The sequence below is a fragment of the Acinetobacter sp. neg1 genome, assembly GCF_000788125.1.
In the GTDB taxonomy this organism is placed as follows: Bacteria; Pseudomonadota; Gammaproteobacteria; order Pseudomonadales; family Moraxellaceae; genus Acinetobacter; species Acinetobacter vivianii.
The window spans coordinates 172,533-184,322 of sequence record NZ_JSZD01000007.1 but is presented as its reverse complement, the minus strand read 5'-3'; the positions used below and the strand labels follow the sequence as shown (position 1 = coordinate 184,322).

Below are 11,790 nucleotides of genomic sequence, written 5' to 3'. Positions count from 1 at the left end.
TGAACAACAGATGTAAAAAAGCCGTTTAATTTAAACGGCTTTTTTTATGGCTTAATTACACGGTTAAATCTTTTACAGTTTCAGATGGGCCATTATTTTTGACAGATTCAATGCCCTTGTCACGTGACTGCTCACTAGCGTAAAGCTGACTGGTACCAATCACCTGATGATTCGCTGCTTTTAAATTAAAATAAGGCTTGTCATTTTTTGAAGTTAAACGCTCATAACGGGCATCATCTGGACTATTTTTCTGAACAGATGCAATGCCATTCATTGCCGCTGCTTTGGTTTTATATAATTCACTATTTAAAACTGGCTCACCATTTCCTGCTTTGAGTACAAAACGGTATTGCCCATCGCTTGCCTGACTTACTTCGAACCATCCTGCCATAAGGACCTCTATTTATTGGAGTTACATTTTGATTGTTATCTCATCCAATATAGATCAGCAATTGCCGTTTAAGAAGATTAAATTTTGTTCGTTTTTGGTAATTTACTTTATAACTTAGTTTTCAAATTAAGCTAAGTTATAAAGTACTGATTCCTCGAGCTACTCGCTTTCTTTTAAATGTCTGCGTAATATTTTTCCAATATTTGATTTCGGAATTTCACTCACAAATTCGATATATTTTGGACACTTATATGCAGTCAAATTGGCTTTCGCATAAGTTAAAATTTCATCAGCCGTTAAAGATTCGTCTTTTCTGACAATAAATACTTTGGGTACCTCACCCGATTTTTCATCTTTTATACCAATGGCAGCCACCTCAAGAACTTTAGAATATTGAGCCATCACTTCTTCAATTTCTCTTGGATATACATTAAAGCCAGAAACCACGATCATGTCTTTTTTTCTATCAATCAGCTCAATATATCCCTGCTCATCCATTATCCCGATATCACCTGAACGAAAAAGCTGAGTCTGAGTCATTGCCTGTGCGGTTTCTTCTATTTTTTGCCAATATCCCTGCATCACCTGAGGGCCACGTATGGCAACCTCGCCCGCCTGACCATAAGGCAGCTCATTGCCCTGCTCATCAATAATCACCACATCTGTTAAGGGAACAGGAATACCTACCTTTCCGCTGAAAGTGGTTTGACCTTTGGGATTAAAAGTTGCCAATGGACCCGTCTCTGAAAGACCATAAACCTCACAAATAATATTGCCAGTCAGTTGCTGCCATAGCTCTGCCGTGGCCTGTAAAGTCGGCATCCCCCCACTCACGGCAAGTTTAAAATCAGAAAAGTCGATGGTTTTAAATGCAGGCTGATTTGCGAGTGTATTAAATATGGTATTTACGCCAGGAAATACATGTGGCGAATAACGATTCCATGTTTCGAGAATGTAATTGATCTCTCGTGGATTCAGTATCAATACCACGGTTTGCCCAGAATATAAGCTATATAAGATACTAAATGAAAATGCAAATATATGATAAAAAGGCAGAATACATAAAATTCGGCTACTGCCACCTTGCGCTGATAACACCAGATTTGGAGAAAAAGCAGCATCCATCTGCAAGGTATTAATAAATAAATTTCCGTGCGTTAGGATCGTGCCTTTAGATAGCCCTGTGGTTCCACCCGTATACTGAAGTAAAGCAATATCTTTCAGCTCTAATTCAGGTCGTTGATAATCAAGTGAACTGGTCTCATTTATAATATTTTTGAAATGATAGGTACGTCCTGTAAATACAGGTTGATCTGCTTTATTTTCTTTTAAATGTGGATATTTAGCTAATGTGTCTTCAGTCAACAAATCTGAAATTGATGTTTGAATAATCGTTTTAACTTTTGTTTGTGTTTCAATTTCCTGAAAAGTTGCAACTGCGGCATCAATCATAATCAGTACTTCCGCGCCTGAATCATTTAATTGATATTGCAGTTCACGAGCAGTGTACTGAGGATTAACATTAACCGCGATATAACCTGAACGAAGAATGGCACATGCAATGACTGGGTATTGCAATACATTAGGCAGCATGATTGCGATGCGTGTTTGCTTCGGAAAATTTAATTGTTGTAAATAACTGGCAAATCGAAGACTAAGTTCATCCAGTTCTGCATAAGAAAGTATTTGATCGTGAAAAATAAAAGCAGCAGCATGACGATATTGCTGAAAAGATTGCTCAAGCATCTCAAGGAGAGATTCATGTTGAGCGGGTAACTGTAACTGATGAGAAATATTATACTTCTGGTATTCATTATGCCAAGGACGATTAATTTTCATTTATAAAGTCTATTTATTGAGTGAAATTTCAAGTATAAATTTTTCTACTCAAATAAAGTGGCTGCTTATGTAAAAGAATGTGAACTACACCACATAGCATAGCCACATGAAACTTATGATAATTTTTAATACTTTAAATAGAATACCAGTCTCTATATTTATTTTTGCCGAGCAAATATATTTCTTTTGAGTGGTAAGGGCTCAATATTCTTTTACTCAACATATTCATAAAGCGAAAATAAAAATGGCTTTAAGCTAAATGCAGAAAGGAGCATTTAACTGCTCCTTTCCAAGTCTATTTAATTAAACTTTTTTCACAAACTCAGACTTCAGTTTCATTGCACCGACGCCATCAATTTTGCAATCAATATTATGACCATCGCTTGCATCTGGCACTAAACGAATACTTTTTACTTTGGTACCCACTTTAACAACAGATGATGAACCCTTAATTTTCAAATCTTTGACAACAGTGACGCTATCTCCATCTGCTAAAACATTGCCATTTGCATCTTTAATAATGTCTTGTACTTCAGTAGCCTGACTCTCACCTTCTTTCCACTCATGTGAGCACTCTGGGCAAATCAATAAATCGCCATCTTGATAAGTATATTCTGATTGGCATTGTGGGCAATTTGGAAAAGACATAAAAAAATCTCAAAAAGGCTATTATGAGGGATAGATCCCTTTTTTCAAAACTTTAAGCTTGAATGTCCTTCCCAAGCAAATAATTCTTTAAGACCAGCGCATGATTTAACTCAGGATCTTTAGCCGCATAAATCAAGGTTAACTGTTCATGTTCTGCCATCTGTCTGAGTTCATTTACATGTGGATTGCCTTCAAGCTCCTGATAATAACCTTCCTGAAAAGTTAACCAATACTCAGCTTTATGACAAAACGTCTTTCTTAATTCAGTAGAAGGCGCAATGTCCTTAAGCCATAAATCCAGCTGTGCACGCTCTTTGGAAATCCCTCGCGGCCACAACCGATCAACCAGAACACGCTGGCCATCAGTTGCTGCAACAGAATCATAAATACGTTTAATTGCAATCAGCACATTACTCTCCTGTTGGGCTTCTGCTTAGCTTTCCATTGAAATATCAATCACCTGACCTTTCGCATCAAAGCTAACACAAATCACATATTGGGTAATCTCATCCGGCAAAGTGAAATCCAGCATTTCACGGCTATCGATCTCATCACTTTCCCATTGGTCGGCCAGCACCAATAAATCTAGAACCTGTAACGGTGTAGGTACAGCACTTCCAGAATATTTTTTCCAATAATCAGGCTCAATTTCTTCAAGATGGTGCTGGATAAATAACTCCACACTATCTTCTGCTTGCTGATTTTCTAAAGCAGCCCGCATTGCAACACGCGCAAGCTGTTCTCGTCCTTTAACAATTGCTTGTTCAGACATTTGATTCCCCAATTTAATTCATTCATCCAATATTTTTTGTTTTTCTCACTCAACCGATTTTACTTAACGAAAGTCTTTATTCGTCAGGTATATCCGCTTGAACCAACAAGCCCAATAAATACAAGGATTCTTGCCACCCCAGATAACAGGCTTCTACAGGAATCACATCTGGTATACCAGCTTGCGTAATATGTATCTCAGTACCGACAGCAACGGCTTTTAACTCGATCGTGACCTGAATATCACCAGGCAAATTTGGATCATCGAATCTGTCGGTATAACGCAGCAGCTCATTCGGAACAATGTTGATATATGTTCCACCAAATGAATGGCTACGTCCTGTCGAAAAATTGGTAAATGACATTTTATAAGTTCCACCTTCCTGTGGATCTAGATGGTGAACTTTTGCGGTAAATCCATGCGGTGGTAGCCATTTTACCAACGCGTCAGGATCAAGAAAGGCTTTAAAAACACGCGCTGGGGGCGCACTCAATACTCGATGTAGTTTTACTGTTCCAGTCATTATTGTTCTCCCATATCACTATCATTGTGTTTGGTCGATTTATCATAGCGACTTGGCATATGAATTCTATGCCACTGATCTTTCATTTGAACACGATTATCGAGAATCTAAAGCTGCTTTTTTGTGAAAAATGGCGCAAAATAACAGTCCATATTTTAGTGATCAGAATGCAGCTTAGGATTGATCTATGAGTCAGCTTGCTTTTACTGCTTTTAGCTTAAATGGTGTAGATGCGCAAAAATTTTTACAAGGCCAAGTCACCATTCATGTTGAACGCTTACCAGAAAATGAAAGTCGCTATACTGCTATTTGTGATTTAAAAGGACGTATTCATTTTGGTCTATGGATTAAAAAATTAAATCCAGAAAGTTTTGAGTTAGTGACTACTCAAGACCAAGCCGAAGAATTTGCCAAGCATATTAAAAAGTTTGGTGCTTTTTCCAAAATGAAATTAGAAGAAACAGGTTCGGTTTTCCCAACAGTCAATGATATTCAAACCGATTTTTCTTCAACAGAAACAGATATCAATGCTTGGCAAATTAAAGCAATTCAATCTGGACAAGCATGGATTCAACAAAGTACTGAACACTTGTTCCAACCACAAGAATTACGCCTACATCAACGTGATGGTGTCCATTTCGATAAAGGCTGTTACCTAGGTCAGGAAATCGTGGCACGTCTTTGGTTTAAAGCAAAACCAAAACACTGGTTACACCTTATACAGGCTCAAGCAGATGTGCCAGCACCTGCCACCCAACTGAGCAAAGATGTTGAAGTGGTAAATAGCATCGCATTTGAAGATGGCTATCTAGCGCTTGTGATTGCCAAACCTGCTGCACTGTCAGAACTTGGCGTGACTGTTTTGGACTTACCTGAAGCATTGAATGGTGATGTGGCAAGACCTCAATAACACCTCATCCATATAAAATAATGTATTGATTAGCCTCCAAAACTGGAGGCTTTTAGTTACTTTTGAAACAGCAACGATATAAATAAAAACATACTCACCTTGCAACAATCCAAATGACTTCAACAGCCATACCAATCCTATTTAAAATAAAGTTGAAATCCCGTTCTTGTCGAAAATAGAAATGAGCGGTATTGTTCATCTATCCTCAACTCAACTGATTTCTAATGAAAATAATGATCAAAACACTACTTTCAGCACTCACCTTGAGTCTGATCGGTTTACAAACAGTCCATGCGGACAGTAAAACGCTTGAACAAAACTTCAAAAAAAATTATCCAGAGATTCCTGTCAAATCAGTAAATACATCACCATTACCGGGGATTTATGAAGTTTATGCAGCAGGTAAAATTATCTATACCGATGAAACAGCCAAATATCTTTTTTTCGGTAATTTACTCGATGTACAAAACAAAAAGAATCTGACTGAAGATCGCTTAGCCGAGTTAAGCAAGATTGATATTAAGCAACTCCCTCTTGATCAAGCGATTAAATATGTAAAAGGTAAAGGCGAACGCACGCTCTATGTGTTTAGCGATCCTGATTGCCCTTACTGCCAAAAGCTCGAGCAGAATATGACCTCAATAGACAATGTCACCGTCTACCTGTTCTTGTTCCCACTTAAAAATTTACACCCTAAAGCTGAAGCTGTTGCCAATAAAATCTGGTGTGCTAAAAATCAGTATGAGGCTTGGGAAGATTATATGTTGCATCGCAAAGCACCAAAAAGTGCGACTCAATGCGAGACACCTATACAGAAAAATTTAGCCTTAGGACAGAAGCTGCAAATTGATGGAACACCCACATTATTCCTGCAAAATGGAATGAGACTCTCAGGTAGCCCGCAAAATGCTGAGCAGATTGAACAGCTTTTACAAGAAGCTAGCAGCAAGAAATAAAGATAAAATATGGAGGCTTGTTGACTCTTTTGCCAGCAAGGAGTTGCAAGCCACTCACTAAATTATCAATTATACTTATTTGATTTTAAATAAATTATAAAAATAAAAAGATCAAAACTCACTTTTTCTCCTGCCAAGATTTATACAAATTCCTTATTTACATTTTGCCGCAAGCTTTTATGATGAGAACAGCATATTGAGTTCTGCTATGCAAAGGATGAAAGCAGATCAACATGAGAAAGGAAAAATAAAGATGAAAAAATTGCTCATTGCGAGTTTAATCACCCTTGCAAGCCATAATGCCTTCGCCGCTGACAGTAAAAATGCTGCCACTGATGTGTTTGCAAAAGCCACTCAACTCTATGAAGCAAAAGACTACAATGCAGCCTTTCAGGAAATGCACCGTCTGGCAGATACAGGAAATACCCAAGCGATTTATAACCTTGGTTATATGCACCAGATGGGACAAGGAACAAGTAAGGACGATAGAAAAGCTTTGCAATACTATCAGGATGCCTCCAACAAGGGCTATGGCAAAGCCAGTTTCACGCTTGCCCAGCTCTATCACACAGGTGAGCTAGGTGTCGCAAAAAGCGATCAGAAATATAAAGAGTATTTGGATAAAGCTTCAAATCAAGGTTCAGAAGAAGCGATTGTTGAATCTGCAAATATATTATTCAGACAAGGTAAGCCTGAATACGACCAGATGGCTGTGCAGAAACTATTGCCCTTGTTAAGAAAGAACTATTACCCAGCTGTGCATTTAAAAGCGATTTATGATTTAAGCTTGGGGGTAAAAAACAAAAATCCATTTATGCAGCAACAGTCAGTTGAAACACTTAAAGATTTAGCGAAAAAAGGATATGCACCTTCTCTAATGGTATTAGGAAATATGCTAGCGAATGGCGGGATTGTTACACAAAATCTGGAGGAATCCAGATCAATTTTCAGTGGCTTAGCTAAACAGAATTATCCGAATGCAAAAGAGTCTTTAGCTAAAGTTGATGAAGCGATTGCTGCGAAAAAAGCTGCAGCAGCTCAGACACCTAAAAAATAATTTATGCAGCAGCACTTCACTATGCAAGTGCTGCTGCATATGACTTAGAATTGCTTGCTGACTTTAATTCCCGCACTCCAGTTACGACCATCGGCAGGTTCAAAGAAACGGCTGCTTCCTTCGTTGACAATCACTGAGCCTGCATAGTTTTTATCGAACAGATTATCTACACGCGCAAAGCCATTAATGCCCCAATCAGCACGTTTCCATGCATAACCTGTATAAATTGATGCCACAGTATAGCTTGCAGCAACATCGCTATTGATATCATTGACATAGACCTTATCCATAAACTGGGTATCAAGTCCTGCATAGAAACCTTGCTCTGGCTGCCACGCTAAACCAATAAAGGCTTGATTCTTAGCAATTCCGGGAATTGCATTGCCTTCTGGAATCTCTGCAACTTTCCCAACCGCAGGCACTTTCGAATCAAAAGTTGCATCTAAATATGCATAGCTCGCATTCACTGCTAAGTCTTTCCAAAGCTTCTTATTCCATGCAAATTCAACACCTTTACGTAGGGTTTTATCCGCATTACGGAATGTCGCACGGCCACCCATGCTTTCGGCTGCCACAATGTCATCTTTGGTTTCGATATAGAAGGTCGCCAAGTTAAAATCACCCAGCGTATTTGAAGATTTTAAACCGAGTTCATAGTTATCACTTTTCGATGGTTTTAAATCGAGCGTACTTGCGCCACCTTGTGCAGGATAAGCCATTTCAGTAAAAGTCGGTGTTTCAAACCCTTTGGCATAGCTCGCGTAAGCCAGCACTTCTGGGATGATTTGCCAGCTTAATGCAACTGAAGGTAATACCTCTTCGTATGTTGTCTTACCGCTGTTATCACCGTTCAGACCAACGATATAATGATCTTTCGACTTGTAATGCACATTGCTATAACGTACCCCTGTATCTAAACGCATGGTTGGTAAAAAAGACCAAGATGCTTGTAGATAAGGATCTACATTCCACAAAGTATTGCGTTCATCACGGCGCACAGCACCTTTTATACCTTTATCACCCGCATCATTAAAGTTTAGATAGCCTTGTCGATCTTCGTTCATTGCATCGATCGCAACACCCGCACTAAATTGGGTATTCGGTAGTAAATCTTTTCCTGTCCAGCGGAAATCAGCACCATAATAATCACGCTTAAAATCAATCACGCCACCAGCTTGATAGGGTGTGTTTGGATTCTTCTGTACCGTATCTGGAATAGACTGGTATTGTGTTACCTGACGTTGCCCAATATAAGTCATCGCATACAATTCATTTTGATCATTAATTGGTTTTGACCAAGTCAAACCTGTCTGAGTTTGATCAATTGTTTTGCGGGCATTGTAATCCAGAACATTTTTAGCAACCTGTTTGGGATTCTTTTCCCAATCAGCACGGGTTAAACCGCCCGGATCATCTGCATCAATCTTGACATAGTTCGTGACCCAGTTGATCTTACTACCATCATCGAGATTCCATGTCAGCTTGGCATTGCTTAAAACTTTATTTGCGCCACTATGGTCACGATAGCCATCGGTATCGAAATAAGAGGAGCTGACGATATAACTCGGTTCGTTCTGGTTTTTAGCGCCCCCCTGTAACACGATACCTGCACGATTTTTATTATGGCTACCACCCGCATAACTCATCTCAATAGAATCTTTACCCTGCCCCTCTCGAGTTGTTGCCAAAATCGCCCCACCCGATGAGTTACCATACAGCGATGAAAATGGCCCCGTTAAAACTTCAAGATGGCTCAAGCTCCCCAAATCAATATTTGAGGTTTGACCTTGACCATCTGGCATCGTTGCTGGAATACCATCAGTATATAAACGAATCCCGCGCACACCAAATGTTGAACGTGCACCAAAACCACGCATCGAGAGCTGCAAATCTTGAGCATAATTTTCACGATTACGTAACTGAACGCTTGGAATGCCTTTAACAACTTCGGTTAAATTGACCTGCGCTGATTGATCATTTTTAGGTATATCGACTCTAAAAATGGATGCAGGCGTTTCCATATAAGTGGTATCTGTACGTGTTGCTTCAACTTTAATCGTCGGAAGTTGCACCGTTGACTCTGAATCAGATTCAGCTGCCCATGTAAAAGAGCTACCCGCCCCCATGCACATGGCTACGCAACCATAGAGGAGGTTAATTTTCAATGAAGGCATGAAGATTCCTTATTTCTCAAAAAATAAAAAGCGGAGTGTAAAAGTAAGATTATGATTATTTTATATTTATCTTACATATTTAACCCTTGCTACAACGGTCAAGATTAAGATTGGCCTAGATTAGCAAATAAAATTAAATACCAGCATAATTGTAAGTCAAACATTTGCCCTCATTGTATTGTTGTTGAAACAACTTGAGTACACCATGCCCGAACTTCCTGAAGTTGAAACTACCAAAACCAGTTTACTCCCGCTACTAGAGCAACGCGTTCAAGCTGTTCAAGTCTTTAATTCGAGCTTACGTTGGCCCATCCCCAATGATCTGGAAAAATTGGTGGGGCAACGTTTAACTGCGCTTAAGCGTCGTTCCAAATATATTCTGGCCGAATTTGAACAAGATCAAATGCTTTGGCATTTAGGTATGTCAGGTAGTTTCCGCCTGTGCCAACCGAATGATGAACTGAGAAAGCATGATCACCTCATCATTGACTTTGAAGATCAACAGCTCCGTTATCATGATCCACGGCGTTTTGGCTGTATTCTTTGGCTCGATCCAGATAATCAAAGCAAGCTGATTGATACACTGGGTCCAGAACCTCTGAGTGAAGATTTCAATGCCAACTATCTGCGTGAAAAGCTCAGTAAAAAAAATGTCGGCATTAAAATTGCTTTAATGGATAACCATGTGGTGGTTGGTGTTGGCAATATTTATGCAACTGAAAGCCTGTTCAATATTGGCGTACATCCAGCACAACCAGCATCTACCTTAAGTAAGGTACAAGTGGAAAAGCTGGTGATTGAAGTTAAACGCATCTTAAAACAAGCCATTGAATTAGGTGGTTCAACTTTACGTGATTACAGTAATGCGATGGGTGAAAACGGATATTTCCAACAAACCCTCCTTGCTTATGGTCGTGCTGGAGAAATGTGCGTTAATTGCGAGACCACATTGGAAAACTTGAAGTTAGGTCAACGTGCCAGTGTATTCTGCCCACAATGCCAGCCTTTAAAGCGAAAGAAAACTTAAACGATTTAAGATGTATTGAAGGAGAACAACTTTATGCAAACTGCAATTGTTCGACATATTCTCGTAAAAGATAAAGATCTGGCTGAACAGCTAAAAAAGCGCATTCAGTCAGGTGCTGATTTTGCCAAAATTGCCAAGCAATATTCTACCTGCAACTCTGCCAAACGTGGTGGCGAGCTCGGTGAAGTGAGAAAGGGTCAGTTGGTTCCTGTTATTGATAAATTAGTATTTACTGCAGCAGAACGGGTTTTACATGGCCCTGTAAAAAGCCAGTTTGGTTTTCATCTATTGGAAGTTAAATTCCGTATGGGAAATTTAAGGTAGGCAGATCGAGCTTAAACTGGCCGTTAAGCTCACCTCTTTTCCGACTACTCTTGTTCTTTCATGACATAAGTCCATGCGGTAATGGTTTCACCTGTTGCTAACTGGACTTGAGTTTGTACTCTTTGATATTGCATGCCTTCAAAATCATCCAGCATTTGCCAGTTCTGTTCTAGTTTTTCAGTACTAAACAAATAGCCTTCAACCAAAGGGTCATTCGGGTTTAAAACCATTGCAGGTAAACCTTGATCTGGCCCCCAGTCAAGGATATGAATGGTTCCATGGACCATAGCAGGCTGCCAGTCTCCCCCAATCTCCCCTAAAATATGTGCATTTTCGCGATTTGGACATAAAGTGCCATATACAAATAATCGATTCATCAATCTCCCCCTCTTTTTAATCTGCACTGTATTTTAAAATGAAAATGTGCATCGTCCTCTATCTATTTTGCCGACAATAAAAAACGGCATCTAGGATACCGTTTTTTCATAAGCTGAGTGATCAGCCCTGCTTTTTCAATTCATCACGAATTTCACGCAACAATTGAACATCTTCTGGTGTTGCTTCTGGCTCAGGCGCCGCTTCTTCTTGCTTACGAATACGGTTCATCACTTTCACCAACAAGAATACGACCCAAGCCAATAGCAGGAAGTTAATCAAGATGGTTAAGAAGTTACCATATGCAAATACGTTCAATCCAGCATCTTGTGCTGCTTTGAGTGTTGTAATGTTGGTTGGGTTATCGCCCAAGATCAGGAACCAGTTGGTGTAGTCCACTTCACCACCCAAGATCCATGAAATCACTGGCATCACAATATCTTTTACCAATGAGTCAATGATTTTACCGAAAGCACCACCAATAATGACACCAATCGCTAAATCCATCATATTGCCTTTGATGGCAAACTCTTTAAATTCTTTAATAATACTCATATCACTCTCCAGAGTTGAACTTGATCGCAGCCTGTTTTTGCATTGTTTATTACACAGACGCAGTTATTCATCATAATGAAGATAATTTAATATTTTTATGGAAAAAAGAAAGTCATTTCACACTTTAACAACATATTTTATCCCAATAAAAAGATGAACTTATAGGACACATCTCAATGAATTTAAAGGCATAAAAAAACCGCTAAATAAATTTAGCGGTTTCTGCATTTTTCACGAAG

14 protein-coding genes are annotated in these 11,790 nt (G+C 39.2%); 5 read left to right on the top strand and 9 right to left on the bottom strand.

Annotated features, from left to right (window positions below):
- Positions 1-55: 55 nt before the first annotated feature.
- The 6 genes from PJ15_RS07640 to PJ15_RS07615 all read right to left on the bottom strand — a co-directional run bounded on the left by PJ15_RS07640 (position 56) and on the right by PJ15_RS07615 (position 4,173).
- A complete protein-coding gene (locus tag PJ15_RS07640) occupies positions 56-391 on the bottom strand; it encodes a YegP family protein (protein ID WP_004775368.1) in 336 nt (111 codons plus the stop codon).
- Between the two features lie 159 nt (positions 392-550).
- A complete protein-coding gene (locus PJ15_RS07635; protein ID WP_047429509.1) occupies positions 551-2,224 on the bottom strand; it encodes an AMP-binding protein in 1,674 nt (557 codons plus the stop codon).
- Positions 2,225-2,533: 309 nt separating this feature from the next.
- Positions 2,534-2,878, bottom strand: a complete 345-nt coding sequence (locus tag PJ15_RS07630) for a zinc ribbon domain-containing protein YjdM (protein WP_004775370.1) — start codon at positions 2,876-2,878, stop codon at positions 2,534-2,536.
- A gap of 52 nt (positions 2,879-2,930) precedes the next feature.
- Positions 2,931-3,287, bottom strand: a complete 357-nt coding sequence (locus PJ15_RS07625; protein WP_047429471.1) for a DUF488 domain-containing protein — start codon at positions 3,285-3,287, stop codon at positions 2,931-2,933.
- 24 nt (positions 3,288-3,311) lie between these two features.
- Positions 3,312-3,650, bottom strand: a complete 339-nt coding sequence (locus PJ15_RS07620; protein WP_047429468.1) for a DUF2004 domain-containing protein — start codon at positions 3,648-3,650, stop codon at positions 3,312-3,314.
- Between the two features lie 76 nt (positions 3,651-3,726).
- Positions 3,727-4,173: an SRPBCC family protein gene (locus tag PJ15_RS07615; protein WP_047429466.1), complete on the bottom strand. Its 447-nt coding sequence runs from the start codon at positions 4,171-4,173 to the stop codon at positions 3,727-3,729.
- 187 nt (positions 4,174-4,360) lie between these two features.
- On the opposite strand from PJ15_RS07615, the gene PJ15_RS07610 reads away from it, so the two are divergent.
- The 3 genes from PJ15_RS07610 to PJ15_RS07600 all read left to right on the top strand — a co-directional run bounded on the left by PJ15_RS07610 (position 4,361) and on the right by PJ15_RS07600 (position 7,096).
- Positions 4,361-5,083 carry a YgfZ/GcvT domain-containing protein gene (locus PJ15_RS07610; RefSeq protein WP_047429463.1) on the top strand — a complete coding sequence of 241 codons (723 nt, stop codon included), beginning with the start codon at positions 4,361-4,363 and terminating at the stop codon, positions 5,081-5,083.
- Between the two features lie 233 nt (positions 5,084-5,316).
- Positions 5,317-6,039, top strand: a complete 723-nt coding sequence (locus PJ15_RS07605) for a DsbC family protein (protein WP_047429460.1) — start codon at positions 5,317-5,319, stop codon at positions 6,037-6,039.
- A 253-nt stretch (positions 6,040-6,292) separates the two neighbouring features.
- Positions 6,293-7,096, top strand: a complete 804-nt coding sequence (locus PJ15_RS07600; RefSeq protein WP_047429508.1) for a tetratricopeptide repeat protein — start codon at positions 6,293-6,295, stop codon at positions 7,094-7,096.
- A 44-nt stretch (positions 7,097-7,140) separates the two neighbouring features.
- Here the strand turns inward: PJ15_RS07600 and PJ15_RS07595 are convergent, their stop codons facing one another.
- On the bottom strand, positions 7,141-9,270 hold the full coding sequence (locus tag PJ15_RS07595) for a TonB-dependent receptor (RefSeq protein ID WP_047429457.1): 2,130 nt from the start codon (positions 9,268-9,270) through the stop codon (positions 7,141-7,143).
- A gap of 205 nt (positions 9,271-9,475) precedes the next feature.
- Between PJ15_RS07595 and mutM the strand changes: the two genes are divergently transcribed.
- Complete coding sequence (gene mutM, locus PJ15_RS07590) at positions 9,476-10,297, top strand: bifunctional DNA-formamidopyrimidine glycosylase/DNA-(apurinic or apyrimidinic site) lyase (RefSeq protein ID WP_004775378.1); 822 nt, start codon at positions 9,476-9,478, stop codon at positions 10,295-10,297.
- Positions 10,298-10,330: 33 nt separating this feature from the next.
- Positions 10,331-10,621 carry a peptidylprolyl isomerase gene (locus tag PJ15_RS18720; protein ID WP_004775379.1) on the top strand — a complete coding sequence of 97 codons (291 nt, stop codon included), beginning with the start codon at positions 10,331-10,333 and terminating at the stop codon, positions 10,619-10,621.
- A 44-nt stretch (positions 10,622-10,665) separates the two neighbouring features.
- On the opposite strand, the gene PJ15_RS07580 is transcribed toward PJ15_RS18720, so the two are convergent.
- Positions 10,666-10,998 (bottom strand): gamma-glutamylcyclotransferase family protein, encoded by a 333-nt coding sequence (locus PJ15_RS07580; protein ID WP_047429455.1) that lies wholly within the window; start codon positions 10,996-10,998, stop codon positions 10,666-10,668.
- Between the two features lie 121 nt (positions 10,999-11,119).
- Entirely contained in the window at positions 11,120-11,551 is a 432-nt protein-coding gene (mscL, locus tag PJ15_RS07575) for a large conductance mechanosensitive channel protein MscL (RefSeq protein ID WP_004775383.1), read from the bottom strand.
- Positions 11,552-11,790: the final 239 nt, after the last annotated feature.